Below are 25,795 nucleotides of genomic sequence, written 5' to 3'. Positions count from 1 at the left end.
CCCGTGGATCTGTCCCATCGACTCCGATTCTCCCGCACGTGGGGAGGCGGGCCGTGGCCAGGGGTGCAGGAAGGTTCTAGTCGTGTTTGCAGATGCGGTCCAGCAGGTTCGCCGTGGCGCGCTGGACACGGGGGTCGACATGACCCGGCCGGTCCAGAGCCGGGGACCAGCCGAACGTGCCGGACGCGAAGACCAGCGCCCCGGACGGGGACCGGTACAGCGACGTCTCCTGGTGGCGTACGGCCCCGTCCGCGTCCCGGTAGGGGGAGTGCGCGAGGAGGATGCGGCGCTGGTGCGCGGGCAGCGCCGTGCGCGGGAAGTACCGGTCGGCCTCGCCCGCGACGAGCCCCGGCAGCCCGTCGCCCTCGCCGGCGCCCGTCGCCTCCCAGAACCAGTGCCCGGCGTTCCGCACGACGAGGGGGGACGGCTCCGGAACGCGGCCCGCGTACTGGATGCCGAGCAGTTGCTGCTCCGGCCGGCCCGCCTCCCGCCACAGCGCCGGTCGGCCGGGGCCCCGGCGCTTCCGGCAGGTCAGGAGGCGGTCGGGCACGCCCGAGGGGGACGGGGCCAGCTCGACCTGCCAGTACAGGGTGTTGGCGGAGAGGAAGACCAGGGACGTGCCGCTGTCGCGGGCCTCCTCGACGGCGCGGCGCAGCGGCGCGGACCAGTACTCGTCGTGGCCGGGGAAGATCAGGCCCCGGTAGCGGGTGGGGTCGACGCGGCCGGAGTGGAGGTCGGTGGCGTTCGCGTAGGCGAGGTCGTAGCCGTAGCGCTCGGCCCAGCGGATGACGTCGTACGCGTGGCCGATGTGCAGGGGCAGGCCCTGGCCGGCGTACGGGCGGTCGAAGGAGATCGTGACCGCGGCGTGCGACTCGCCCAGGAGGCGGCCGTCCTCGTCCCACGCATGGTACAGGCTCGCGCCCGTGCGGCCGTCCTCCGGGTACAGGTTGTACGCCTGCCAGGTCATGTCGGGCAGGACGAGCAGCAGGTCGGCGGGGTGGCCGTCGCGGACGGTGAAGGGGATGTGGGAGCGGTAGCCGTCGACGGTCGTGAGGACGGCGACGTACGCGCCGGTCGACCAGTACGACGGGACCTGCAGCCGCCAGGAGAGCCACCAGTGGTGGCAGGAGACCGTGCGGTCGGCGGTGAGCGGGGGCGGCTGGACGATGCCGGAGAGGCGCGGACTGGTGATGATCTTGGTGGCGCCGTCCCCGCCGTAGTGGCCGATGCGATAGATGTCGACCGAGAACTGCTGCGGCGGGTTCACGGTGATGTGGAAATCGATCGCCTCGCCGGGAGCGACGACGCCGGTCGAGGCGAAGCCCTTGATCTGGAGGTGGACGTCGTCGGCGGCGCGGGGACCACCGCTCCGGCCGCCGCCCCTGCCCTCGCCCCGGCCACCGTCCTTGGTGCCGTCCTTGGTGCCGCCCCGGGTGACATCCGGTCCGTGGCCCAGGCCGTTGTCCGGTCCGTGGCCCGCTCCGGGGCGGTGCCGGTGGGGCTCGGCGCACCAGGGCGTGAACCGGCCGTCCTCGCCCACGTACCGCTCGGCACCGCGCAACCAGGGCAAGGGGCCCAGGCCGAACGGGTCGTCCGCGGCATGGGCCAGGGCCCCCGACTCCCACCGCCGTACCTGCTCCGCCCCCATGCTGCGCCCCTCCCTCGGCTCCCCCGGTGTCCCGACACGTTCATCGCCGGTCCCCAGCACATCACATTACGCACCCACTCCGTCACCCGTCGTCGCGAATTGACGTGAACGGAAGGGGTGGTACACGCCCATTCCACGGGAATGAGGCGGGAAACCACGCGCGGGGCGTGGCCGGAAACGGTGTGGGCTGCGGGGGCGCGGAAAGGGTCGCGAGGGCGCAGCGGGGCGCGGAAGGTCGCGGACGGGCGCGATGTAGGCGCATCGGGGGTGAAGAGGCGTAGGCAGGGGTGCGGGAGCGCGGGGGCCAGAGGCGTGGTGAGGCGGGGCAGGGCGGGTCACGGAGGGTGGGGAGCCAGGTGGAGGCGGGCCACGGGATGCGGGAAGCCGTGGGCGGCACGAGCGGGCGCGGGCGGGACACGGGGGCGGGAAGCCGTGGGTGGCACGAGCGAGCACGGGGAGCGGGAAGCCGTGGGCGGACGCGGGGCGGAGGCGGGTCACGGGGAGCGGGAAGCCACGGGCGCGGGGCGCGGGCGGGCGCGAAGCGCGGGCGGGACGCGGGCGGGCGCGGGGCGCAAAGCGCCGAAGTACAAGAAAGCGCAAGCAGACTCGGAGGTACGGGCGGGCGCAGCGTCACGGAAGATCACGGAAGGTCACAGGGACACGGAAGGTCACGGGGGACGAGCAGGTGCGGGGGCGCCGCGGGTCGATCAGACGAGGCGCACGGGCTTCTCGGGGCGGGCGCCGACGGAGGCGAGCCAGGTGCGCAGCGGCTCGGGGTCGGCGTCCTCGATCAGGGCGAGCACACCGGGGGCCACCTCGGCCCGCCGCCTTCCGCCGCCGTCACCGACGAGCAGCACGGGGCCGTCCAGCCAGTCGAGCCCGGGCGCCGCGCCGGCCGTGTCGACGGCGGAGCAGCACACCATGGCCAGCACGTGGTCCGCCAGCAGCTCCCGGCCGCTGCGCGGCGGCTGGAGCGGCAGCAGGGGCAACTCGTCGGCCCCCCGGACGAAGGGGGCGGGCCCGGTGGGCGTGACGGTGCCCCCGCCGGGGGCCGGGGCGGTGCCGTCCGCGCTCCGGCCGGTGGCGTCCGCGCGGCCGTCGACCGTGACCGGGGCGGTGTCCCCGGCCGGCCCGTACGCGGCGGCCGACCCGTGCACGGCGGCGGATCCGTGTGCGGCGGCCGGCTCCCGTACGGAGGGCGGCGCGGTGGCCGGATGCCCCTCCGCCGTTCCGTCCCCGCGGGGTGACCGCTCCTCGCGGCAGAGCTCCGCGCTCAGCGCCGCCGCCAGCACCTCCCCGTCCTCGGCCGTCGAGAAGTGGTCCAGGACCCGGGTGAGCGTCGGTCCCTCCGGGGTGGCGCGGGCGCCCAGGCGGTCCAGGACGCGGTGGAGGCGCGCGGCCTCGGTGCGCCACTTCCGGTCGACGACCTCCTCCGGGTAGTGCTGCCAGTCCACCGGCGCCCAGTCCGGCCCCGGCTCGGCGGGCCCGCCGTGGAAGAGGCGCGCGGCCAGCAGGGACGTGGCCTCGTCGACGAGTCCCGGCTCCTCCAGCAGGTCGCACGCCGGCCGCTCGCCGAGCCGCGACGTGAACCCCTCGGCGAGCCGGTCGCGCCGGGACAGCTCCGTGAGCGCCGAGACGACGCCCGCGTCCAGCCGGGACGGCCACCGCCCCATGCGCCACGCGGGCAGCGCCACCCGGGTCAGCAGCCGGTCCCACCCCGCGTACGCGAGGCCGACCTGCTCCTGGGCGACGATCCGCAGCCCGTAGTCCACGGCCTGCGCCCGCTCCGACGCGGCGACCGCGACGCCCCGCTCCATCTCGGCGGCGTGCTCCCGCACGGCCCGCAGCATCCGCCGGGCCACCGCGCCCGCGACGCGCGCGCCCAGGCGCCGTACCACCCCGAGGTCCGGCCGGCCGGGCAGCGCCACCGCCGCGTCCAGCCCCCGTACGAACCGCCGCGCGGCGGCTATGTCGGGGTCGGCGGACGGCCCCGTGCCGGCCACGACCGGCGCCAGCACCGCCCGGAGTTCGCCGACCCGCATCCACCACAGGAACGGCGACCCTATGACCAGCACCGGAGCGGTGCCCGGCGCCTCGTGCGCCCCGCCGCCGGAGATGCGGTGCGCCGGGTGCGTACGGTCCTCCAGCCAGCTGTCGCAGTCCGGTGTGAGCGCCACCGCGGACGGCGCCGGAACCGCCAGCCGCGCCGCCAGGTCCCGCACCATCCGGTACAGGTCGGGCGCGGACGCCTCCGCGATCTCCACCGTCGGCGTGAGCGCCGGCCGGGCCCGCGCGATCACCGCGCCGATGCCCGCCGCGCCCAGCAGCACGGCCACCGCGGCGACGGACACCGCCCACCGGGCGGCGTCCCAGCCGGGGCCCTCCCACCGCTCCGTCGCCCCGCCGGCCAGCAGGACGACGGCCACCGCCGCCGGCAGGAGCGCGACGGCGAGGGCCCTGCCGCGCACGCGCAGCACGGCCAGGGCCCGGGCGCGCGCGGTCCGCGCGCCCCGCTCCTCACCCAAGGCGCCCGGGGCGCGCATCGCGCTCCGGCCGCCCCCGTCGGATCCGGGTCCGAACACGGCCGTACGTCACCCCCTCCACCCCTGCGACGGTTTTGCTCACTCCCCCACTGTGACACTCGCCACTGACATCGCAATGCCGGTGGGCCAAGTGCCGGAACGCCTGCGCGGCACCCTAGTTGGGGTGTCGGCAGGCGTCATTCAGATGAGTGAGCCGTCACTCGATGGAATGGCTTGGGCAGGACTGGGGCCGTTCGGGGCGCTCGCGGGTGTACGGAGGGCCCGGAACGTCCGCCCCGGGCCCGCCCCGCGCCTACTGCTGTTCCGCTGCCGCGCGCGCGATGTCCGTACGGTGCTGGGAGCCGTCCAGCCGGATGCGCCCGACCGCCGCGTACGCCCGCTCCCGCGCCTGCGCCAGGTCCTCGCCGGTCGCGGTGACCGACAGGACCCGCCCGCCGGCGCTCACGACCGCGTCGCCGTCCTGCTTCGTACCGGCGTGCAGGACGTACGCGTGCGGGGCGTCCAGCTCCGCCACCTCGTCCAGGCCGGTGATCGGGTCGCCGGTGCGGGGCGTGCCGGGGTAGTTGTGCGCGGCGACGACCACGGTGACGGCGGCCTCGTCGCGCCAGGTCAGCGGCGGCTCGGTGTCGAGCGTGCCGTTCGCCGCGTGCAGCAGGACACCGGCGAGCGGGGTGCGCAGCCGGGCGAGGACGACCTGCGTCTCGGGGTCGCCGAAGCGGGCGTTGAACTCGATGACCCGCACTCCGCGCGACGTGATCGCGAGGCCCGCGTACAGCAGTCCGGAGAACGGCGTGCCCCGGCGGCGCAGTTCGTCGACGGTCGGCTGGAGGACCGTCGTCATGACCTCGTCGACGAGCTTCGGGTCGGCCCACGGCAGCGGAGAGTAGGCACCCATGCCGCCCGTGTTGGGGCCTTCGTCGCCGTCGAGGGCGCGCTTGAAGTCCTGGGCCGGGGTGAGGGGGAGGACGGTCGTGCCGTCGGTGATCGCGAAGAGGGAGACCTCGGGGCCGTCGAGGTACTCCTCGATGACCACGCGCTCGCAGGACAGGGCGTGGGCGCGGGCCTGCTCCAGGTCGCCGGTGACGACGACGCCCTTGCCCGCGGCGAGGCCGTCGTCCTTGACGACGTACGGGGGGCCGAACGCGTCGAGCGCCTCGTCGATCTCGGCTGGCGTGGCGCACACGTAGCTGCGGGCCGTGGGCACGCCCGCGGACGCCATCACGTCCTTGGCGAACGCCTTCGAGCCCTCCAGTTGCGCGGCCTCCTTGGAGGGGCCGAAGCAGGGGATGCCGGCCGCGCGCACGGCGTCGGCGACGCCGGCGACGAGCGGCGCCTCCGGGCCGATGACGACCAGGTCGGCTTCCAGGTCACCGGCGAGGCGGGCCACGGCCGCGCCGTCGAGGGCGTCGACCTGGTGGAGCTCGGCGACCTCCGCGATTCCGGCGTTGCCGGGCGCGCAGTGCAGAGCGGTGACGTCGGGATCGAGGGAGAGGGAGCGGCACAGGGCGTGTTCGCGGGCGCCGCCGCCGATGACGAGGACCTTCACGCCAGTCAGGGTAGCCCGGCGGGCGACCTGGTCTTTGTGCGGGCCGCCGAGTGGACGGCCCCTACTCGTTCGTGTATTCCTCCACCACGGTCGCGCCGAGCTCGCGGACGATCAGGTCGTGGCCGGAGAGCGCGGAGTCGACGAGGTCCGGGTCGTCCTCCTCCGGTACGTCGTCCTCGGGCGCGACCGGCGGGGGCGCGGTGGGGCGCCGGGCCTCGTGGCCGGCCGGTCCGGCGCCGGGTCCGCCCTGCGGCGGCCGGTGCGGTGCGGGGGCGGCCGGGGGCTGCTGCGCGGGGCGGGGCGCGGCGTGCGGGGCCTGGGGGGGCTGCGGGCCGGGCGTGGGCATGCCGGTGGGGCGGCCGTGTCCGCCCTGGTGGGAGGGGGCCTGCCCGGCGCCGCCGGACGGGTCGACGATCGCCTCGATCTTCCAGTCGACGTGGAACTGCTCGGCGAGGGCCTGTCTCAGGACCTCCTCGCTGCCGCTGCTCGCGAAGTTGTCGCGGGCGCCGGCGTTGAGGAAGCCGAGCTGGAGGGTGGTGCCGTCGAACCCGGCGACCTGGGCGTTCTGGCTGAGCAGGATCCACGTGAAGCGGCGCCTGTTCTTGACGGCCTCCAGGACGCCGGGCCACATGGCGCGCGCCTGGGCGGCGCCCTGCGCCATGTCGGCGGAGACGCCGGCGGCGGGGGTGGGGGCGGCCGGGGGCGCGGCGGGGGCGGGTGCCTGGGGCTGCGGCGGCTGGGCGGGCGCGGCGGGGCGGCCCTGGCCGGGCGCGGCGGCGGAGGGCCAGGCGCCGGGCTGCCGCGCGCCACCGCCGCCACCGGCACCGGGTGCGGCGGCGGTGGGCCAGGCGCCGGGGGCGCGGGACGCGGGCGCGGCGGTCGGGGGCACGGCGGGCGGCCCCACAGGAGCCGCCGGAGCCGTCGCGGTCACCGGAGCCGACGCGGCGGGGGCCACGGGCTGCGCGGGAGCGGGCGGCGGCGCGGCCGGAGCACCCGCTCCGCCCCCCGCCTGCGGGTCGCCGCCCCGCACGGCGGCACGCGCGGCGGCGGCCCCGCCGCCGTCCGGCGCGCCCGCGTACGCGGCACCCGGCGCCGCGACGGCGTCGGGCGCGTGGGCGCCGGGCCCCGGCACGTACCCCACGGCGGGTCCCGGCCCGGCGGGCTGGAAGCGCGCGCCGCGCTCCAGGCGCTCCAGGCGGGCCTGCACCGACCGCTCGTCGTCGAACGCGGCGGGCAGCAGCACGCGCGCGCAGATCAGCTCCACCTGGAGGCGGAGCGAGGTGGCGCCGCGCATCTCGGTCAGCCCGGTGTTGACGATGTCGGCGGCGCGGCTGAGCTCGGCGGCGCCGAACGTGGACGCCTGGGCCTGCATGCGCTCGACGACGTCGGCGGGCCCGTCGACGAGCCCCTTGTCGGCGGCGTCGGGCACGGCCGCGAGGATCACGAGGTCGCGCAGCCGCTCCAGCAGGTCGGCGACGAACCGGCGGGGGTCGTTGCCGCCCTCGACGACCCGGTCGACCACCTCGAACGCGGCCGCGCCGTCACCGGTCGCGAACGCCTCGACGACCGCGTCGAGCAGCGACCCGTCGGTGTACCCGAGGAGGGACGTGGCCATGGCGTACGTCACGCCCTCCTCGCCGGCGCCGGCGAGGAGCTGGTCCATGACGGACATCGAGTCGCGCACGGACCCGGCGCCGGCCCGCACGACGAGCGGCAGCACGCCGTCCTCGACGGGGATCCCCTCCCGCCCGCACACCTCGGCGAGGTAGTCCCGCAGCGTCCCGGGCGGCACGAGCCGGAACGGGTAGTGGTGGGTCCTCGACCGGATGGTCCCGATGACCTTCTCGGGCTCGGTCGTCGCGAAGATGAACTTGAGGTGCTCGGGCGGCTCCTCGACCACCTTCAGCAGGGCGTTGAAGCCCGCCGGGGTGACCATGTGCGCCTCGTCGATGATGTAGATCTTGTACCGGCTGGAGGCGGGCCCGAAGAACGCCTTCTCGCGCAGGTCGCGGGCGTCGTCCACACCGCCGTGCGACGCGGCGTCGATCTCGATCACGTCGATGGAGCCCGGCCCGTTGCGCGCGAGGTCCCGGCACGACTGGCACGCGCCGCACGGGGTCGGCGTGGGCCCCTCCTCGCAGTTCAGGCACCGCGCGAGGATGCGGGCGCTGGTCGTCTTGCCGCAGCCGCGCGGCCCGCTGAAGAGGTACGCGTGATTGACCCGGTTGTTCCGCAGCGCCTGCTGCAGCGGGTCGGTGACATGCTCCTGCCCGATGACCTCGGCGAAGGACTCGGGTCGATAGCGGCGGTACAGCGCGAGGGACGACACGCTTACGACGATATCGGGCCCCACCGACAAACGGCCCGCCCCAAGATCCCCACCAACGCAAGCGCCCCCCACGCACCCGCCAGAGCCGACCTACCCTTGCTGCCTTCCGGCCCTGGGGGAGTTCAGTCAGATAGCGCCACGTGAGGGGCTGCGCCCAGCGTACCCGATCCTTCGCCCGGGGAACGAGTTCGCGAGCACGGCTCAACGTCATGTAATGTTTCCGGCGGAGGATTCGCCTAGAGGCCTAGGGCGCACGCTTGGAAAGCGTGTTGGGGGCAACCCCTCACGAGTTCGAATCTCGTATCCTCCGCCAGTGCCTCACCGGGCACGATGTCGAAGGGCCCCACCGTTCGCGGTGGGGCCCTTCGACGTTGTCCGGCCATTTCCACCTCAGTAGGTCTCGGAACGGGTGTTGGGACCGCGTCCAGGACCTCCCCGGGCTCTTGCCGACGGTCATGTCCGGGACGACCCCGACGCGCGCAGAGCGGCCCTCCTGCCAGGCAAGTCCGGTCGCGTCGGCCTGTTACCAACAACGGCTGGAGCATGGCCGGTCAGCGCACAGGCACCCCGCATCCGGGGGTCGAAGGACACCGACCGGGTGTCGCGCACCTGACCGCCCGAGGGTGTACGACCCTGCGGATCAGTACGCGTGAAGAGCGAAGACGCAGCTCAGACAGGGGTTGCGGCGCTAACCCGCACATCACTCATCCTCACCGTGCTGCCGGGGACCTCCGCAGCCCACGGAAGAGGTGGAGCTCATGCGCTCCGCTTCGTACGTGCGAGTCACTCGCCTACTCAAAAGGATGTTTCTCGATGTCCCTGATCATGCTCGTGCTCCTCGTAGTGGTCATCCTCCTGACGCTGCTCCTGGCCTTGGCGCTCGGTCTGCTGGTGCTCTCGCGGCCCGCGCTGACGGCGCCGGTCCAGACCGCGATGGGCGGCGTCGCAGCGATGGTGGCGCTGATGGCCCTGCTCGTGGCCGCCACCCGTTGACAGACGCGGGGACACGGCTTTCGGCATCGCTCTCCCTCCGCCTGCTCGTCCGGGCGGGCGGAGGCCCCGGCCCATGGGGAATCGGGGCCTCCGGCTTCGTCCGGCCAGGTCATCCGTTGGTCGACCCCGCAAGGCTCCTCCGGCCTGCTGTACGACCTTCCGGAGCAACCGCCCGGTGACGTGCGCGTACCGGCCGCGATCCGTTTCCGCTCCCGGCCCCGGGCTTCCCAGGACCGCCGTGGGATCTCGTTCGTCAGCGCGAACCGCAGGAAGCCTGAGATCCCTGCGCATCAAAATCTACTCTCGCTGGAGTAGACATTGGCTCCTTGCGCGGTTAGGCTTTTTCTCGTTGACAGAGTCGAGAGAGACCCGGCAGAGACGAACTGGCGGGTAGTGGTACCGCAGTACGCATTCACCCAGTGGTTGGTTCAGAGGAAGGACGGAGGAGCAGACGCCATCAGGATCGCCCGGCCCGAGGAGCCCTCGGCCCGGGTACCGCAAGACCCCTGGATTGGATGGTGGTCCCCGGTCACGCAGCCGCGATCCCCGCACCCCTCCCCTCGTCGGGACGGGTAGCGGAAACAGAAGGTCGGCACAGCAAGAGGGCCGACAGATGGTGTTGAATTTCCTTCGGGGCCCTGGTGCCGTACGGCACCAGGGCCCCTCGATGCGTTGCACAACGAGGTGACATGGCAGCAGACACTCCGCTCAGCGATCGTCTGGACGACGACGACTACCCCGCGTACACCATGGGCCGGGCCGCCGAGATGCTCGGCACCACCCCCGGTTTCCTCCGAGCCATCGGCGAGGCCCGTCTGATCACTCCGCTGCGCTCGGAGGGCGGACACCGCCGGTACTCCCGCTACCAGTTGCGGATCGCCGCCCGCGCCCGCGAGCTCGTGGACCGGGGAACCCCGATCGAGGCTGCCTGCCGCATCGTCATCCTCGAGGACCAACTCGAGGAAGCCCAGCGCATCAACGCCGAGTACCGCCGCGCCGCGAGCGAGGCGTCCGGCGGCTCCCGTACCGGTTCGAGCTGATCCCGCGGGCGCGGGCGGATCGGCCCGAGCGCGTACGGCTCTGGAAGGCGCACGGGTGAAGACGCGCAGGTGAAGGCGTGTGTGCCGGCTGTCCGGCCCCGTCCGCCGTCCCTCCGGCCCCGCCCGCCGTCCGTCCGGCCGTCCCCTCCGCCACGGGACGGAACGCCCTTGGGCGAACCACCCACGTTGGAGAGCGGGGTGACCCCTCGCGGGTGCGCGTCCCGGGCCTCGGCGCCGCGGGGGCCGCGGGGGCCGGTGCGGTCGTCCACGGGCCGGCCGGGACCCGGTGACCTGGTGGCCCGATGCCCGATGGCCCGGCGGCCCGATGCCTGGTGACCCGATGGCTCGGTGGTCCGGTGGTCCGGTGGGGTGCGCGGGGTCAGCGGGGCGGCGGTCGGTCGGGGAGCGGGACGCTCGGACGGTCCGACGCCGGCCAGACGTACGGCAGGTCGTCGGGCACGTCGGGGAAGAGGTGGCCGTAGGCGGCCGGTTCCTTGCGGACGAGGGCCGACCGGTGGCTGCGGTGAAAGGTGTCGTCGCCGAGCCAGGGCGGCAGCTCCCCCGCGGCGGCCAGGGCCGCCTGGTCGCGTACCGGCGCGTGGGGGTGGAGCGCGGCGAAACCGGAGACGAGCGAGGCCGCGCAGCCGTCCTGGTGGCCCAGGCCGCGCCACATCCCGCACACCTCCAGGCCGTACCGGACCAGTGCCTCCTCGTACCCGGCCCACATCCGCACCGCCGGATGCCGGCGCCACCCGTAACCGGGCACCGTGAGGCCCCGCAAGACCTGCAGCGCCTCCACCCGTTGCTTGCCGAGCCGGCGGCGGTCCAGGGCCAGCGCGGAGGCCCGGAAGTCGGGGTAGGGGAGGAAGGTCTGCATCTGTCGCCCCTCGTACGGCGTGCGGAAGCCCGGTGCCGGTCCCCACGCGGGTACCACGCGGGTACCACGTGGGGCGCGGGCCGCACCTCCCCCGCCGCCGTCCTCGGCCTGGTCACCCGCCACCGGTCGTCCGGCCGGCCACCCGCCCCACACCGGTCCAGCCCAGTCGCCCACCCCACACCGGTCCAGCCCAGCCACCCACCCCACAACGGTCTGGCCCGGCCGCCCGCCCCACGGCGGTCCGGTGCGTGTTCCCGTACGGGGGCGGGGCACGCTCAGGAGTGGGCCGGCGGCGGGTGCCCGCCGCGGCCCCACGGGGCGGGCACCCGCCCGTCCTCCCCCACCGGCTGGACGGCAGGAACATGAACACGCACCACGACGGCCCCGACCGGGCCCACCAGCGCCCCGAAGGTGTCAGCGACACACTGGTGGAGGCGCTGGGGGCGCTGTCGAAAGCACTGGAGACGACGGAGCGGGCACGGGGGCACCTCTACGGCTTCCACCAGCTGACCGGCACGGCGGACCTGGAGCTGGACCGGGCCGTGGCACTGCTGCGCGAGGCCGGCCACCCGGAGTGGGCCGAGAAGGTGCGCAAGGAGATCCTGGGCCGCAACGTCATCCCCGGCCACTGGACCTTCCAGATCGTCGAGGCCTACGACGACACGTACTACCAGCCGTTCAAGGACCTCGAACGCGCCGCGGTGGACGAGCTGGCCGAGGGCCGCGCCCACCTGTACGAGGCGGAGATGAAGGAAGCCCGCCGCACCCCCGGCCACCCTGCCCACACCGCCCGCCCCGACACCACCGCGTGACGGGGCGCGCCGGGAAGGTCGTACCCGGACATCGACCGATCGGCTGATGGCGGGTCGAGCGCGATGGCCGATGTCCGGGCCCGCCCCGCCCCGGCAGGCTCATGGACATGGCAATCATCGAAGTCAGCGGCCTCCGGAAGGTCTACGGGGGCAGGGCGGTCGTCGACGGGGTGTCCTTCGCCGTCGAGGAGGGCGAGGTCTTCGGGATCCTCGGCCCCAACGGCGCCGGCAAGACCACCACCGTCGAGTGCGTGGAGGGGCTGCGGCGGCCCGACGCCGGCACCGTGCGCGTCGCCGGGTACGACCCCGCCGCCGACCGCGGCCCCGTCACCCAGATCCTCGGCGCGCAGTTGCAGGAGAGCGAACTCCAACCGAAGATCACCGTCCGGGAGGCGCTCGAACTGTACGCCGCCTGCTACCCGGACCCCGCCGACTGGCGTGCCCTCGCCGAGCGCCTCGGGCTCGCCGACAAGCTCGGCACGCGGTTCGCGCGGTTGTCCGGCGGCCAGAAGCAGCGCCTGTTCATCGCGCTCGCCCTGGTCGGCAACCCCCGGATCGTCGTCCTCGACGAGCTGACCACCGGGCTCGACCCGCGCGCCCGCCGCGACACCTGGCGACTCGTCGAGGACGTGCGCGACAGCGGGGTCACCGTGCTGCTGGTCACGCACTTCATGGAGGAGGCCCAGCGCCTGTGCGACCGGATCGCCCTGATCGACAAGGGCCGGATCACCGCGCTGGACACCCCGGCCGGGCTCATCGGGCGCGGCACGGGCGGTACGGAGGTCTCCTTCCGGCCCTCCGCCCCGCTGGACACCCGAGACCTGGCGGCCCTGCCGTCCGTCGCGTCCGTGGCGGAGCGGGACGGCCGGATCCTCGTCCGCGGCACCGACGAGACCGCGGGCGCCGTGCTGTCGCTGCTCGCCGGTCGGGGCGTCACCGCCCACCAGCTCCGCGTCACCGAAGCGACCCTCGACGACGCCTACCTCGACCTGACGGGACAGGACGCATGACGACCACCACCCGCCCCCGCCCCGCCGCCCGCCCCGTCACCGCCAGGGGCGGCGCCACCGCCGTCCTCAAGGCCGAGGCGCGCCTCTTCCTGCGGGAGCCCGCCGCCCTCTTCTGGATCCTCGTCTTCCCCACGGCCCTGCTGTGCGTCCTGGGCGCGATCCCCTCGTTCCGGGAGCCGTCGCCCGATCTGGGCGGCCTGCGCGTCGTGGACCTGTACGTCCCCATCGCCCTCCTGCTCGCCCTGATCACGGCCGGCATCCAGTCCATGCCGCCCGTCCTCACCGGTTACCGCGAGCGCGGCATCCTGCGCCGCATGTCGACCACGCCCGTGCGGCCCGTCGCCCTCGTCGGCGCGCAGATCGCGCTGCACGGCGCCGCCGTCGCGGTCTCCGCGCTGCTCGCCCTCGCCGTGGGCCGGATCGTCTTCGGCGTGGCCCTGCCCGGTCACGTGCCCGGGTACCTCGTGGCCTTCGTACTCGCCGCGTCGGCCGCCCTGGCGCTCGGCGGCACCGTCTCCGCCGTCAGCCGCACCACCAAGATCACCCAGGCGGTGGGGTCGGCGGTGTTCTTCCCCGCGATGTTCACCTCGGGGGTCTGGCTACCGGTCGCGGCCATGCCGGACGCCCTCCAGCGCATCGTGCTCCTCACGCCTCTGGGCGCCGCCGCGCGGGCCCTCGACCAGGCCGCCGCGGGGGGCTGGCCCGACGGGACGCTCTTGGCGATCATGGCTCTGTGGGCGGTGCTGCTGACGGTCGCGGCCCAACGCTGGTTCAGGTGGGAGTAGGACACGCATGACGACGACGCTCGAGGAGCGGTGGGCGCAGTTCTTCCGGTACGGCCCGTACCTGCTGCTCGGGCTCGCCACGCTCATCTCCGCCGCCACCGCCGACCTGCTGATGACCCCGCGTGAAGTGCGCGTCGCGGCGGCCCTGCTCCTCGCGTCGCTGGTCCTCCAGGTGTGGTGGAGCCGGGCCGCGCCCCGGCCGGACGGCGGGAAGCCGGAGAAGCAGGAGAAGCAGGAGAGGCAGGAGAGGCAGGAGAAGGGGAAGCCGGAGGGGCGGACGGCGGAGAGCGGCGTCGGCGCGGGGCCCGCCGTGCCGATGCCGTCCGGGGGGAGCGTCGCGGGGCGCGTCTACTTCACCCTGCGTACCGTCCTCGCCTTCGCCCTCACCTGGCTCAACCCCTTCTTCGCGATCTACGCCTGCCTCGGCTACTTCGAGGCCAGGCGCCTGCTGCCGACGCGTGCCGCCCGGGCCGGGCTGGTCGTCACCGCCGTCACGATGGCGGGCTCCCAGTCCGGCGGCCTCCCGCCCGCCTCCCCGATGAACTGGGCGGCCTTCGGCGTGCTGTTCGCGCTCAACGCGGCCCTCACCATGGTCATGGACCACCTGGAGACCAAGGAGGCGGAGAAGGCCGCCGAGCGGGCCGGGACCATCACCGCCCTGGAGGAGGCCCTCGCCGAGAACGCCGCCCTTCACGCCCAACTCGTCGTCCAGGCACGGGAGGCGGGGGTCGCCGACGAGCGCCGCCGTCTCGCCGCCGAGATCCACGACACGATCGCCCAGGGTCTGACCGGCGTCATCGCCCAGCTCCAGGCGGTCGCCACCACCGCCGACCCGGACCTGGCCCGCGAGCACCTGGACCGTGCCCAGGCGCTCGCCCGCCGGTCCTTGGGCGAGGCCCGGCGCTCCGTGCAGAACCTCTCCCCGTCCGCCCTGGAGCACGACGCGCTTCCCGAGGCGCTGAAGAAGACCGTCGCCGAGTGGGCCGAACGCACCGGCGTGGACGCCCGGTTCACGGTCACCGGCACCGAGGAGCCGCTGCACGACGAGGTCGCCGCGACCCTCCTGCGGATCGCCCAGGAGGCCCTCGCCAACGCCCACCGGCACGCCGGCGCCACCCGCGCCGGCGTCACCCTCTCCTACATGGGCGACGAGGTCACCCTGGACGTACGGGACGACGGGCGCGGCTTCGACCCCCTCGCCGTGCCGCCGCGCACCGGCGCCGGCGGCTTCGGCCTCGACGGCATGCGCGCCCGCGCCGAACGCATCGCGGGCACCGTCACCGTCGAGTCGGAACCCGGCCACGGCACCGCGATCGGCGCCCGCGTACCGTTGGTGCGCCATGACTGACCGCGTCATCACCCTGCTGATCGTCGACGACCACCCCGTCGTACGGGACGGTCTGCGCGGCATGTTCGCCTCCGACCCCGGTTTCGACGTCCTCGGCGAGGCGGCGGGCGGGGTCGAGGGCGTCGAACTCGCCCTGCGCCTCGACCCGGACGTCGTCCTCATGGACCTGCGCATGCCGGCCGGCAGCGGGGTGGAGGCCATCGCCGAACTCACCCGGCTCGGCGCCCGTTCCAAGGTCCTCGTCCTCACCACGTACGACACGGACTCCGACACGATCCCCGCGATCGAGGCGGGCGCCACCGGCTACCTGCTCAAGGACGCGCCCCGCGAGGACCTGTTCGCGGCGGTCCGGGCGGCCGCCGAGGGACGCACCGTCCTGTCGCCCGCCGTCGCCTCCCGCCTGGTCTCCGCCGTCCGGAGGCCCGCCGTGCCCGCGGGCGAGGCGCTGTCGGCCCGCGAGCGCGAGGTCCTCGGGCTGGTCGCCAAGGGCACGTCCAACCGCGAGATCGCCCGCGAACTCTTCATCAGCGAGGCGACGGTGAAGACCCATCTGACCCACCTGTACGGCAAGCTCGGCGTGAAGGACCGCGCGGCCGCGGTGGCGGTCGCGTACGACCGCGGCATCCTGGGCTGAGCCGGGGCGGACGACGGGCCGGGCCGCCCGGTTCGGGCCGGACCGGGCCCGGAGGGGCGGCGTACGGACCAGGCCAGGCCGGGCCAGGCCGGAGGGGAGCGACGTACGGGCCCGGCCAGGCACGACCGAAGAAACGGCGTGCGCACCGGGCCGGGCCCGGAGGAGTGACGTACGGGTCGGATCAGCGGCCCGGAAGGGCGGCGTACGGGTCGGATCAGCGGCCGGGAGGGGTGGCCGGGCGGCGGGTGGCGCCCGGGGGCCAGACGATCTCCACCGGGACGTTCCGGGCCCGGGCGAAGGCGACCAGGTGGGCCGTCGCGTCGCGGGCGTCCGTGGGGGAGCCGTCCCAGACCGCCAGGAGCAGGCGGCTCGTGGTGATCATGCGCTCGTCGGCGCCGACGCACGCGTCGCGGCCCTCCGGGTCGTACGGCACGAGCCGCGTCTGCGCGGCCAGCCGCAGCAGTTCGCCCGCCGCGCGGCGGTCGCGGTGCGGCAGCACCGCCGGTACCGAGCCCTGCGCCGGGAGCACCACCACCAGGGGCCGGCCCGCCTCCCGGGCCGCGCGGCCGAACGCCAGCGGCAGGCCCGCCCCGACGCGCACGACGCCCTTCGCGCCGTCCGCCTGGCGTACCAGGCGGGTGTGCAGTTCCGCCTCGACCAGGGTCAGCGTCTCGGGGGTCAGGTCGGTGTGCCCGACCACCGCGATCACCTCGCGGCTCGCTCTCCGGCCATGGTGCCTCCCGTTCGTCCGTGGTGGGCGTCCGCCAGTGAACACAGGTCGCCGGGGGGAACGGAAGGGGGGCGCGGGGGCGTACGGCAGGGGCGGGGGTGGTGGACGGCGCGCGGTTCGGTGCGCCGAAGGCCCCGGCGGCGACGACCCGGGGGTCGGGGCGGCCGGGGCCTTCGCGGTGGTACGGGGCGTCAGGCGTCCGTCGTACGGCGGCGGCGGACGGCGAACACCGCGCCCGCGCCGAGCGCCACGGCGGCGCCGCCCGCGAGGGCGAGGCCGTCCAGGGAGTCGGAGGAGCCGGTCTTCGCGAGCGTCCCGCCCGTCGTCGTGGTGGTGGCCGTGGTGGTCGGCGTGGCCGTCCCGACCGGGGTGGTCGTACCGCCGCCCTGCGCGGACGGGCCCGGCGACGGGCTGGCGCCGGTGGCCGCGACGACCTGGAACTTGTGGGCCTTGAGCGTGGTGTTGGCGCCGCAGTCGTCGCCGCGCTCGTACCAGCCGTACACCTCGACCCGGCCCGACCAGTCCTTGAGCGAGGCGGCGGGGTTCAGCCGCAGCTTCAGGTCCGCGTGGGCGCCGGGCTCCAGCGCGCCGACGTTGACGCCGATCCCCCAGGAGTTCCAGTCGCGCCACTTCGAGGAGGCGGCCGTCGCGTACTGGGGCTTGAAGAGGTCGACGAGGTTCTTGCCGCCGGGCGCCAGGGTGACCTGCCCGTACGCGCGGTCCACCTTCTCGCCCGTGTTGTTGGTGACGCGGACGGTGAGGTCGACGGCGGTCCCGGCGGTGACCTTCTCCGGCAGGCCGGTCAGCTCGGCGACGAGGGCGTCGTCTCGGGCGCACATGCCGTTGTCGTCGTCCTCTTCCTCCTTCTTCGCGTCCGCGAGCGCCTTCTCCGCAGCGGCGAGCTCGGCGAGGGCCTCCTCGGTCGCCTTCTTCGCCGTGCTGTAGGCGCGGACGAGGGCGACGCGGAGGTCGTCCAGGGCCGTGTCGGCGTCGGTGAACTTCTTGTCGGCCGCGGCCTTGGCGGTCGCGGCGGCGTCGGCGGCGGCCTGCGCGTCCTTGACGGCCTTCTCGGCGGCGGCGCGCTCCTCCGGAGTCGCGGTGTCGCCCAGGGCGGTGAGCTTCGCCTTCGCCTCGTCGAGGGCCTTCACCGCGGCGGTGTGCGCGGCGGTGGCTGCCTCAAGCTCCTTCTTGGCGGCGGCGAGGGCGACGACCTCCGGCGTGGTGTCGGGGAGGGGCTCCTTCGCCGCCTTGAGCGCGGCGGCCTCGGCCGCCACGGCCGCCTCGTACGCCTTGCGGGCCTTCTCGACGGCCTTCTCCAGGTCCTCGATGGACGGGCCCTTCGCGAGGGTGCCGGGCGACGGGGACGGGGACGCCGACACGGCCGGGGGCGTGGGCGGCGGGGTCACGGTCGCGGCGGACGCGGGGCCCGCGGCGAGGAGGAGTACGGGCGCGGTGACGGCAGCGGCGACGGCCGTTGCGAGAGTACGTCTGGTCTTCACGGATGCTCTTTCTCGGGAGCGGACGTCGTGAACGCGTCGGAGCACGTCGATGATCGGTCGATCGTAGGGAGCGGTTTCCGTCACGGCGAAGGCGGACGGTCCCGCCCCGGCCCGCCCGGTCACGGAAGGAACCTCTCCACCACCGGGCGAAGTCGGGCAATCGACACAGTTGCCCCCTCACCTCCGATTTCCCGTGTGGAGATTCTCATCAATCGCAGACGTGCCGGTCCCGCTCCGGGGAGTACAGGTGGCTGTCGCGGAACTGCGTCGCCGCGAGGGTGCGGCCGACGAGGATCACCGCCGTGCGCGTGACGCCCGCGGCCTTCGTCTGCCCGGCGATGTCCGCGAGGGTGCCGCGCAGCACCAGCTCGTCGGGGCGGCTCGCCATCGCGACGACGGCGGCCGGGCAGTCCTCGCCGTAGTGCGGGACGAGTTCGGCCACGACGCGGTCGACGTACCGGGCCGCCAGGTGCAGCACCAGCAGGGCGCCGCTGCGGCCGAGGGTCGCCAGGTCCTCGCCCTCGGGCATGGGCGTGGCCTGCTGCGCGACGCGCGTGAGGATGACGGTCTGCCCGACGGTCGGCACGGTCAGCTCCCGCTTCAGCGCCGCCGCCGCCGCGGCGAACGCCGGGACGCCGGGGACCACCTCGTACGGCACCCCGGCCGCGTCGAGGCGCCGCATCTGCTCCGCGACCGCGCTGAACACGGACGGGTCGCCGGAGTGCAGCCGGGCCACGTCGTGGCCGGCCTCGTGGGCGCGGACCAGCTCCTCCGTGATGGCGTCCAGGTCCATGCGGGCCGTGTCGACGAGGCGCGCGTCCGGCGGGCACTCGGCGAGCAGCTCCTTCGGCACCAACGAGCCGGCGTACAGGCACACCCGGCAGGAGGCGAGGGTGCGGGCGCCCCGCACCGTGATCAGGTCGGCGGCACCGGGGCCCGCGCCGATGAAGTAGACCGTCATTGTTCCTCTGCTCCCGCCTTCGTTACGGACCACTGCGTGACCGGCATCGCCTGCCGCCAGCCGGTGAAGCCGCCCACCGGCACGGCGTGGGCGACCGCCAGCCGTACGAGTTCGCCGCCGTACCGCCGGTACCGCTCCGCGAGGAGCGCCTCCGACTCCAGCGTCACCGTGTTCGCGACGAGGCGTCCGCCGGGGCGCAGCGCCGCCCAGCACGCGTCGAGCAGGCCGGGCGCGGTGAGGCCGCCGCCGACGAAGACGGCGTCCGGCGCGTCGAGGCCCGCGAGGCCGTCCGGCGCGGCGGCGGTGACCACGCGCAGGCCGGGCACGCCGAGGGCGGCGGCGTTGCGGGCGATCCGCTCCGCCCGCGCCGGGTCCCGCTCGACGGTGATCGCGCGGCACGTGCGGTGGACGCGCATCCACTCGATGCCGATGGAGCCGGAGCCGCCGCCGACGTCCCACAGCAGCTCGCCCGGCACGGGTGCCAGCGCGGCGAGCGTCGCGGCGCGGACGTGGCGCTTGGTGAGCTGCCCGTCGTGCTCGTACGCCTCGTCGGGAAGGCCCGGTACGGCGCCGAGGCGCGGGGCGCCGGGGGCGCGGACGCACTCGACGGCGACGAGGTTCAGGGGGTCGCCCGGCGGGTGCGGCCAGTCGTCGGCGGTGCCGTGCAGGGCGCGCTCGCGGTCCGGGTGGCCGAGCTGCTCCAGGACCCGCAGGCGGCTCGGGCCGTAGCCGCGGGCGCGCAGCAGGGCGGCCACCTCGGCGGGGGTCGCCGCGCCGGCGCTGAGCACGATCAGGCGGCGGCCGTCGTGGAGGGCGGCGGTCAGGGTGTCGAGGGGGCGGCCGACGAGGGTGACCGTCTCGGTGTCCTCCTGCGGCCAGCCCAGGCGGGCGCAGGCGTACGCGACGGAGGACGGGTGCGGCAGGACGCGCAGCCGGTCCGGTCCGAGAACCTCCGCGAGGGCGCGCCCGACGCCGTGGAACAGGGGGTCGCCGCTGGCCAGGACCGCGACGGCCCGGTCGGCGTGCGCCGCGAGGAGGGTGGGGACGGCGGGACGGAGGGGGCTGGGCCACGGCACGCGCTCGGCGGTCACCTCGGCCGGGAGGAGGTCCAACTGGCGGGCGCCGCCGCCGATGACCACCTCGGCGGCGCGGAGGGCCGCGCGGGACGGCTCGGACAGGCCGGCCCAGCCGTCGGCGCCGATGCCGACGACGGTGACGGTGCCGGGTCGGGGGCGGGTGCCGGCGTCGGGGTCGGTGCCGGTGCCGGGGCCGAAGTGGATTCCGGGGTCGGTGCCGGGGCGGGAGTCGGTCCCGGTTCCGGGGCGGTTGCCGGTGCCGTCGGGGCGGGTGCCGGGATCGGGGCGGAGGCCGGTTCCGGTTCCGGGCCGGGTGCCGTGGTCGGGGCGGGGGTCGTCCTGGCCGCCGGCGGGGCCACCGGCCGGGCCGCCGGCCGGACGGGTCGCTGGACTGCTCGCGGGCCTGCTCACGGGCCGGAACCCTACCGGCCGGTCGGGGGGCGGGTGGGCGGCGGGGGGCCGTGAAGGGCCCGGCAGCACACCGGACCGCGGGCCGGGCCGGAAGTCCACGGACCGGTCCGGGGTTCGGCGGGGGGCCTTCGCCCTCCGGAGGGAGCCCGGTGTTCCCCGCCCCCGGGGCGTTCCGTGGTTCCGCGGGGAGTCCGGGCGGCCCCGCGGTGGCGCGGCCCACGGTAACCGCGTACCGGCCGGGTCCGGTGACCGGGCTGCGGGCTCCGGGCTGCGGGCTCCGGGCTCCGGGCTCCGGGCTCCGGGCTCCGGGCTCCGGGCTCCGGGCTCCGGGAGCGAGATTACGATGCGGCTGTCCCCGCGCCATTTCCCCTGCCAGACAAGGACGTTCGGCATGCGCAACTCTTCCGGCAGAGGGCTCCGGCCCAACGCGCTGGGCACGTTCGACACCGTCGTGATGGCGGTCGCGGGAAGCGCCCCCGCCTACTCGCTGGCGGCGACGACCGCCGTGCTCGTCGGGGCCGTCGGGCTCGCCGCCCCCGCCGCGCTGCTGTACTGCGCGCTGCCCGTGCTGGGCATCGTGCTGGCCTACGGGAGGCTCGGGCGGCTCGACGCGAACGCGGGCGCCGCCTACTCGTGGGTGGGGCGGACCCTGCACCCGTTCCTCGGCTTCCTGTGCGGGTGGGCGCTGGTCGTGTCGGCGACGCTGTTCATGGTGGCGGGGACGCTGCCGGCGGGGGCGCTGACGCTGGCCCTGTTCGACCCGGAGGCGGCGAAGGACACGTGGTCGGCGACGGCGGTCGGGGCGGGCTGGTTCGTGGTGATGCTGCTGGTGGTGCTGGGCGGGGTGCGGCTGTCCGTACGGACGCAACTGGTCATCACCGGGGTCGAGCTGGTGCTCCTCCTGCTGTTCGTGCTCGGCGCGGTGGCGCACGGCGGCGCGGCGGCCGCGTTCGACTGGTCGTGGCTGGGGTTCGGGCACTTCGACGGGGTGTCGGGTTTCGCGACGGGCGCGCTGATAGCGGCGTTCTCCTACTGGGGCTGGGACGTCACCGGCAACCTCAGCGAGGAGACGCGCGACGGCCGGCGCACGGCCGGGCTGTCGGCGCTCGTCGGGGTGGGGATCGTCTTCCTGCTGTTCGAGGCGTTCACCGTCGCGGTCAACGTCGTCCTGACGACGGAGGGGATCAGCACGCGCGGCGACATCGGCACCCTCGCCCTGCTCGGCGACGCGGTCTGGCCGGGGATCGGCGGGAAGTTGCTGGTCGTGGCGGTGATGCTGTCGACCGTCGCGACGCTGGAGACGACGCTGATCCAGGTGACGCGGACGCTGTTCGCGATGGGCCGGGACCGTACGGTGCCGGCCGCGTTCGGGCTGGTGCACCGCCGCTGGAACACCCCGTGGGTGGCCGTCGCCGTCGTCGGCGGGGTCGCGCTGGCGCTGTTCGTCGCGTCGAACGCGCTCGGCTCGGTCGGCGACGTCCTGTCCGGCGCGGTCGGCGCGATGGGCTTGCAGGTCGCGTTCTACTACGGCCTCGCCGGGATCGCCGCCGTCGTCGCGTACCGTCGCGTACTGCTGTCGTCGGTACGGGAGTTCCTGCTGGGCGGGGTGTGGCCGCTGGCGGGGGCCGCGTTCATGCTGTGGATCTTCTACGAGTCGCTGGCGGAGCTGTCCACCGCGTCGCTCGTCATCGGCCTCGGAGGGCTCGCGACAGGACTCATTCCGATGATCTGGTATTGGCGGCGGGGCAGTTCGTACTACCGTCCGGCGAAGCTGGACGCGGTACGGAACCTGGCGGCGGAGGCGGACGTGCCGCACGGCGACGTACCGCGGCAGCACCGGCCGGCCGCCGACGAGGACCTGGCGACCGACTTCTGACCACGCGACCGACCACGCGAACGGGGGAGAAGGCATGGCCGCACGTCACCGCGCCACCGGAGGGGGACGCCCGGACCGGAACGCGGGCGCCGGGAAGTTCCGGCACGGGCGCGTCACGAGACGCGTCGGGCTCATGGGCCGCGCGGCCCGCGCCGCGCGCGAGAACCGTTTCGTCCCCGAGCCGGACCCGTACTTCGGGGACGAGGCGCTCGGCGACGTGCGCCACGACATCGCCATCGGCCGCTGGCAGGGCGTACGGGACCTGCTGCGCGCCACCGGGGACGACTGGCCGCGGCGCACCCACCGCATCCGGCTCCTCGCCCACGCGGCGGCCGGCACGTCGGTCGTCGAGTGCTGGCGGGCCGCCGAGCCCGACGACCCGGACGCGGCGGTGCTGCGGGCCGCGACCGAGGTGGTACGGGTCTTCGACGCGGCGATCGCGGCGGGCCGCAGCCGCTCCGTGGACCGGGCCCGGCTCGATTCCACGGTCCTGGCCTGCCTGTCCGCGGCGGACGCCCGGCCCGCGGACCCGATGCCGTGGGTGTCGCTGTTGACGGTGGCCCGGCTGTACGAGGGCGGGGTGTGCCGGGCGGAGCTGCGCCGCTGGTGGGACGAGCTGCGCCGGCGCGACCCGCACAACGCGGAGGGCCACGTGCAACTGCTGCGCTACTGGTCGGCGCGGTGGCACGGCACGCACGGCTCGATGTACGACTTCGCGCGGGACGCGGCCGGCGCGGCGCCCCCCGGCTGCCCGCTGCCGGTGCTGGTGCAGATCGCCCGCGTCGAGGAGTACCGGTACGTGGTCGACGGGGCGCTGGGGCGGGGCCGGGGGCCGGGCTCGGTGCGGGGCTTCGACCAGCACTGGAAGCACGAGCTGGCGGTGGTGGAGGTACGGCGCACCTGGGAGCGCTGGATCGGCGACCGCGCGCCGGGGCCGGTCCGGCCGGAGGAGGTGGAGCTGCTGAACTACCTGACGCACGCGGCGTGCTACGCGGGGCGGCTGGAGGTGGCGAACGACCTGTTCGGGCTGCTGGGGGCGCGGGTGTCACGGGTCCCGTGGTCGTACACGGGCGATCCGGCGGAGCAGTTCACGAGGTGGCGCGCACAGGCCCGCGCCACCCCGTGAAGCCCCGCCCCGGGCCGGTCCGGCTGCCGTACGGTCCCGGCCCGGGGGTCGTCCGGGCCCGGTAGCCCAGGTCCGGGCCTGGTGTTCCGGGTCCCGGCCGGGGTTCGGGTCCCGCCCGGGGTTCAGGCCGGGTCCGGTCCCGGCCCGGGGGCCGCCGCGGGGGGCGGGCGTCCGGCTCCGTGGGGACGCCCGCCCGGTCGCGGCCCCGGCCGTCGCCGGGCACCGGCCGGCCGCCGTCGGGCGCCACGGGGCGCCGTCGGGCGCCGGCCGGAGGTCGCGGTCAGACGCCGATCGGGCGGCCGTCCTCGCGGTAGACGGCGACGACGGACGGGCGGACCAGCCGGCCCGGGCCGTCGGGCCACGACGAGGCCGGCTTCTCGACGGACGCGCCGTCGACCTCGCCCGGGTGCTGCACGGCGACGAGCACCCGGCGGTTCTGGATGACCGGCCCGCACGTCTCGGCGCCCACCGGGACGGTCAGGAACTGCTTCAGCTCACCGCGCCGCTCGCCGTGCGTGGCCACGCCGAACAGGCCGTCGTGGGTGCCGAGCGCGTTGCCGTCCGTGGAGATCCACAGGTTGCCGTACGCGTCGAAGGCGACGTTGTCGGGGCAGGAGATCGGCGACACCTTCTCCTTCGGGTACCCGGCGAAGTACGTCGACGGGTCGTCCGGGTCGCCCGCGACGAGGAACAGCCGCCACGCGAAGCCGTCCGACGCCGGGTCGTCCCAGTGCTCGGCCAGCTCCAGGATCTGGCCGTGCTTGTTCCTCGCGCGCGGGTTCGCCTCGTCGACGCCGGGCTTCCCGTCCGTGCCGCGCTGCGAGTTGTTGGTCAGGGCGACGTACACGCGGCCCGTGCGGGGCGACGGCTCGACGTCCTCGGGGCGGTCCATCTTGGTGGCGCCGACCTTGTCCGCGGCGAGCCGCGTGAAGACGTACACCTCCTCGGCGGTCATGCCGGGGACGTGCGACACGTCGCCCGTGGCCAGCGGGATCCACACGCCGGAACCGTCGAACTCGCCGTCGTTCGGGAGCTTGCCGGTGCCGTCGAACTCGGCGGCGGGCGAGTCGCCGGTCAGCTTCGCGACGTACAGGGTGCCCTCGTCGAGGAGGGTCAGGTTGTGCGCGCGGGCGGCGCGGGAGGAGCCCTTCATCATCCGCTTGGACGAGACGAACTTGTAGAAGTAGTCGAAGCGCTCGTCGTCGCCCATGTACACGACCGGGCGGCCGTCGTCGGTGAGCCGGGGCTGCGCGGCCTCGTGCTTGAACCGGCCGAGCGCGGTGCGCTTGCGAGGTGTGGAGTCGGGGTCGTATGGGTCGAGTTCGACGACCCAGCCGAAGCGGTGCGACTCGTTGGGCTCCTGCTTCGCGTCGAAGCGCTTGTCGAACCGCTCCCACTTGCGCTCGGTGGCGCCGGAGACGAGGCCGTAGCGCTTGTCGGTGGCGGAGGAGCCGTTCGCGAAGTACTGGTTGAAGTTCTCCTCGCCGTGGAGGGTGGTGCCCCACGGGGTGGTGCCGCCGGCGCAGTTGTTCAGCGTGCCGAGGACCTTGCGGCCCGACGGGTCGGCGGACGTCTTCAGCAGGTCGCTGCCGGCGGCCGGGCCGGTCAGCTCGAACACGCTGGTCGCGGTGAGGCGGCGGTTGAGCGGGTGCCGGGTGACCGGGGTCAACCGGCCGGTGCGGTGCTCCTCCTGCACGACGACGACGGACAGGCCGTGCGCGGCCCAGGCGATCTCGACCTGCTCGCGGGTCGGGTTCTCCGGGTCGTACCCGCGGAACATCAGGACCTCGTCGGTGTACTCGTGGTTCGCGACGAGGACCTGGCGGCCCGGCTCGCCCCGCAGGGGCAGCAGGGAGAGGAAGTCGTTGTTGTAACCGAACTGCCCCGCCTGCGCCTTGGCGGTCTGCCGGTCCGGGTCGAAGGCCGGCGCGCCGCGCAGGATCGGCTCGCCCCAGCGGATGACGACGTTCTGGGTGTAGCCGCGCGGGACGGTGACCTTGTCGGCGGTGTTCGGCGCGACGGGCGTGAAGCGCAGGCCGCGCGCACCCGACGGCGTACCGGTGCGGTGCGCCGCCGCCTGCGCGGCGTGGGCCTCCTGGGCGCCCGAGCCGAGGACGGCGCCGCCCGCGGCGGTGGCGACGGTCACCACGGCGGCGGCGCGCATCACCGAACGGCGGGAGAGGGCACCGGCGATGACGTCGCCGACGTACTCGTTGTCGCTGGTGTTGGGCACTTCGTGGAAGCAGGCGTCGCCGCAGCGGTAGCGGCAGGTCAGGGCGGACCGGCCGCCGGCGTGCGGGGTCGTGGTGAGCAGCGGCAGCAGCTTGCGCACGGTGTTCCTCCTTCGGCGCGCACCGCGCCGACGTCGTGTCGTGATCGTCCGGCGGCGACGTTAGGCGGGCCCCCGAGCAGGGCGGCGGCGCGGGAGTGAACGCGTGGTGAATGGGGGGCGTCAAAGGCGGTCTTGACGCGAATGGACGGCACCGGTACACGCCACTCCGGGCGGCTAACCTTACGTGTCCGCCCTGGCCAGGGATGATTCCTAGGTATT

Annotated in this window: 19 protein-coding genes, 1 tRNA gene and 1 other RNA gene; 10 read left to right on the top strand and 11 right to left on the bottom strand. The window is 75.0% G+C overall.

Annotation, left to right across the window (positions count from 1 at the left end; genetic code table 11):
* Positions 1-76: 76 nt before the first annotated feature.
* From RND61_RS19860 to ffs, 5 genes are all read right to left on the bottom strand, one after another.
* Entirely contained in the window at positions 77-1,648 is a 1,572-nt protein-coding gene (locus RND61_RS19860) for a N,N-dimethylformamidase beta subunit family domain-containing protein (RefSeq protein WP_315879353.1), read from the bottom strand.
* Positions 1,649-2,355: 707 nt separating this feature from the next.
* The gene (locus RND61_RS19855) at positions 2,356-4,191 is read right to left on the bottom strand and encodes a hypothetical protein (protein ID WP_315879406.1); all 1,836 of its coding nucleotides are present in this window, start codon (positions 4,189-4,191) and stop codon (positions 2,356-2,358) included.
* Between the two features lie 292 nt (positions 4,192-4,483).
* Entirely contained in the window at positions 4,484-5,737 is a 1,254-nt protein-coding gene (gene purD, locus RND61_RS19850) for a phosphoribosylamine--glycine ligase (protein ID WP_315879352.1), read from the bottom strand.
* A 61-nt stretch (positions 5,738-5,798) separates the two neighbouring features.
* Complete coding sequence (locus RND61_RS19845; RefSeq protein ID WP_315879351.1) at positions 5,799-8,066, bottom strand: DNA polymerase III subunit gamma and tau; 2,268 nt, start codon at positions 8,064-8,066, stop codon at positions 5,799-5,801.
* Between the two features lie 54 nt (positions 8,067-8,120).
* Positions 8,121-8,219, bottom strand: an RNA gene (gene ffs / locus RND61_RS19840) — signal recognition particle sRNA small type.
* A gap of 72 nt (positions 8,220-8,291) precedes the next feature.
* On the opposite strand from ffs, the gene RND61_RS19835 reads away from it, so the two are divergent.
* The 3 genes from RND61_RS19835 to RND61_RS19825 all read left to right on the top strand — a co-directional run bounded on the left by RND61_RS19835 (position 8,292) and on the right by RND61_RS19825 (position 10,099).
* Positions 8,292-8,379, top strand: a tRNA-Ser gene (locus RND61_RS19835).
* Between the two features lie 500 nt (positions 8,380-8,879).
* Positions 8,880-9,059, top strand: a complete 180-nt coding sequence (locus RND61_RS19830; RefSeq protein WP_315879350.1) for a hypothetical protein — start codon at positions 8,880-8,882, stop codon at positions 9,057-9,059.
* A 689-nt stretch (positions 9,060-9,748) separates the two neighbouring features.
* Positions 9,749-10,099 (top strand): MerR family transcriptional regulator, encoded by a 351-nt coding sequence (locus tag RND61_RS19825; RefSeq protein WP_315879349.1) that lies wholly within the window; start codon positions 9,749-9,751, stop codon positions 10,097-10,099.
* A 379-nt stretch (positions 10,100-10,478) separates the two neighbouring features.
* Here the strand turns inward: RND61_RS19825 and RND61_RS19820 are convergent, their stop codons facing one another.
* Positions 10,479-10,976 carry an MSMEG_6728 family protein gene (locus RND61_RS19820; RefSeq protein WP_315879348.1) on the bottom strand — a complete coding sequence of 166 codons (498 nt, stop codon included), beginning with the start codon at positions 10,974-10,976 and terminating at the stop codon, positions 10,479-10,481.
* 362 nt (positions 10,977-11,338) lie between these two features.
* On the opposite strand from RND61_RS19820, the gene RND61_RS19815 reads away from it, so the two are divergent.
* The 5 genes from RND61_RS19815 to RND61_RS19795 all read left to right on the top strand — a co-directional run bounded on the left by RND61_RS19815 (position 11,339) and on the right by RND61_RS19795 (position 15,565).
* Positions 11,339-11,788, top strand: coding sequence for a hypothetical protein (locus RND61_RS19815; protein WP_315879347.1), 450 nt, complete (start codon positions 11,339-11,341; stop codon positions 11,786-11,788).
* A 107-nt stretch (positions 11,789-11,895) separates the two neighbouring features.
* Entirely contained in the window at positions 11,896-12,798 is a 903-nt protein-coding gene (locus tag RND61_RS19810; protein WP_315879346.1) for an ABC transporter ATP-binding protein, read from the top strand.
* Positions 12,795-13,583: an ABC transporter permease gene (locus tag RND61_RS19805; RefSeq protein WP_315879345.1), complete on the top strand. Its 789-nt coding sequence runs from the start codon at positions 12,795-12,797 to the stop codon at positions 13,581-13,583. Before RND61_RS19810 ends, RND61_RS19805 begins: the two co-directional genes overlap by 4 nt.
* A gap of 7 nt (positions 13,584-13,590) precedes the next feature.
* A complete protein-coding gene (locus RND61_RS19800; RefSeq protein ID WP_315879344.1) occupies positions 13,591-14,931 on the top strand; it encodes a sensor histidine kinase in 1,341 nt (446 codons plus the stop codon).
* The gene (locus RND61_RS19795; RefSeq protein ID WP_315879343.1) at positions 14,924-15,565 is read left to right on the top strand and encodes a response regulator transcription factor; all 642 of its coding nucleotides are present in this window, start codon (positions 14,924-14,926) and stop codon (positions 15,563-15,565) included. The genes RND61_RS19800 and RND61_RS19795 overlap by 8 nt, the downstream gene beginning before the upstream one ends.
* Positions 15,566-15,779: 214 nt before the next feature.
* Here RND61_RS19795 and RND61_RS19790 read toward each other — a convergent pair whose 3' ends face one another.
* The 4 genes from RND61_RS19790 to cbiE form a co-directional block, all read right to left on the bottom strand.
* The gene (locus tag RND61_RS19790) at positions 15,780-16,274 is read right to left on the bottom strand and encodes a hypothetical protein (protein WP_315879342.1); all 495 of its coding nucleotides are present in this window, start codon (positions 16,272-16,274) and stop codon (positions 15,780-15,782) included.
* Between the two features lie 212 nt (positions 16,275-16,486).
* On the bottom strand, positions 16,487-17,794 hold the full coding sequence (locus RND61_RS19785; RefSeq protein ID WP_315879341.1) for an LPXTG cell wall anchor domain-containing protein: 1,308 nt from the start codon (positions 17,792-17,794) through the stop codon (positions 16,487-16,489).
* Between the two features lie 208 nt (positions 17,795-18,002).
* Positions 18,003-18,755 carry a precorrin-4 C(11)-methyltransferase gene (gene cobM / locus RND61_RS19780; RefSeq protein ID WP_315879340.1) on the bottom strand — a complete coding sequence of 251 codons (753 nt, stop codon included), beginning with the start codon at positions 18,753-18,755 and terminating at the stop codon, positions 18,003-18,005.
* Positions 18,752-19,957 (bottom strand): precorrin-6y C5,15-methyltransferase (decarboxylating) subunit CbiE, encoded by a 1,206-nt coding sequence (cbiE, locus tag RND61_RS19775; protein WP_315879405.1) that lies wholly within the window; start codon positions 19,955-19,957, stop codon positions 18,752-18,754. The genes cobM and cbiE overlap by 4 nt, the downstream gene beginning before the upstream one ends.
* Positions 19,958-20,633: 676 nt before the next feature.
* On the opposite strand from cbiE, the gene RND61_RS19770 reads away from it, so the two are divergent.
* Both RND61_RS19770 and RND61_RS19765 read left to right on the top strand, forming a co-directional pair.
* Complete coding sequence (locus RND61_RS19770; protein ID WP_315879339.1) at positions 20,634-22,118, top strand: APC family permease; 1,485 nt, start codon at positions 20,634-20,636, stop codon at positions 22,116-22,118.
* A gap of 133 nt (positions 22,119-22,251) precedes the next feature.
* The gene (locus tag RND61_RS19765; protein ID WP_315879404.1) at positions 22,252-23,244 is read left to right on the top strand and encodes a hypothetical protein; all 993 of its coding nucleotides are present in this window, start codon (positions 22,252-22,254) and stop codon (positions 23,242-23,244) included.
* 280 nt (positions 23,245-23,524) lie between these two features.
* Here RND61_RS19765 and RND61_RS19760 read toward each other — a convergent pair whose 3' ends face one another.
* A complete protein-coding gene (locus RND61_RS19760; protein WP_315879338.1) occupies positions 23,525-25,576 on the bottom strand; it encodes a PhoX family protein in 2,052 nt (683 codons plus the stop codon).
* Positions 25,577-25,795 lie beyond the last annotated feature (219 nt).

It is taken from the genome of Streptomyces tamarix (assembly GCF_032423885.1).
Classification (GTDB): domain Bacteria; phylum Actinomycetota; class Actinomycetes; order Streptomycetales; family Streptomycetaceae; genus Streptomyces; species Streptomyces tamarix.
Note: the sequence above shows the minus strand (reverse complement) of the source record. Positions and strands in the feature narration are given on the sequence as shown.

Coding starts and splice junctions, on each gene's coding strand:
- RND61_RS19770 (WP_315879339.1), top strand. CDS start 20,634: ATGCGCAACTCTTCCGGCAGAGGGCTCCGGCCCAACGCGCTGGGCACG.
- RND61_RS19860 (WP_315879353.1), bottom strand. CDS start 1,648: ATGGGGGCGGAGCAGGTACGGCGGTGGGAGTCGGGGGCCCTGGCCCAT.
- cobM (WP_315879340.1), bottom strand. CDS start 18,755: ATGACGGTCTACTTCATCGGCGCGGGCCCCGGTGCCGCCGACCTGATC.
- RND61_RS19795 (WP_315879343.1), top strand. CDS start 14,924: ATGACTGACCGCGTCATCACCCTGCTGATCGTCGACGACCACCCCGTC.
- RND61_RS19825 (WP_315879349.1), top strand. CDS start 9,749: ATGGCAGCAGACACTCCGCTCAGCGATCGTCTGGACGACGACGACTAC.
- RND61_RS19810 (WP_315879346.1), top strand. CDS start 11,896: ATGGCAATCATCGAAGTCAGCGGCCTCCGGAAGGTCTACGGGGGCAGG.
- RND61_RS19830 (WP_315879350.1), top strand. CDS start 8,880: ATGTCCCTGATCATGCTCGTGCTCCTCGTAGTGGTCATCCTCCTGACG.
- RND61_RS19820 (WP_315879348.1), bottom strand. CDS start 10,976: ATGCAGACCTTCCTCCCCTACCCCGACTTCCGGGCCTCCGCGCTGGCC.
- RND61_RS19800 (WP_315879344.1), top strand. CDS start 13,591: ATGACGACGACGCTCGAGGAGCGGTGGGCGCAGTTCTTCCGGTACGGC.
- RND61_RS19855 (WP_315879406.1), bottom strand. CDS start 4,191: ATGCGCGCCCCGGGCGCCTTGGGTGAGGAGCGGGGCGCGCGGACCGCG.
- RND61_RS19805 (WP_315879345.1), top strand. CDS start 12,795: ATGACGACCACCACCCGCCCCCGCCCCGCCGCCCGCCCCGTCACCGCC.
- RND61_RS19765 (WP_315879404.1), top strand. CDS start 22,252: ATGGGCCGCGCGGCCCGCGCCGCGCGCGAGAACCGTTTCGTCCCCGAG.
- RND61_RS19815 (WP_315879347.1), top strand. CDS start 11,339: ATGAACACGCACCACGACGGCCCCGACCGGGCCCACCAGCGCCCCGAA.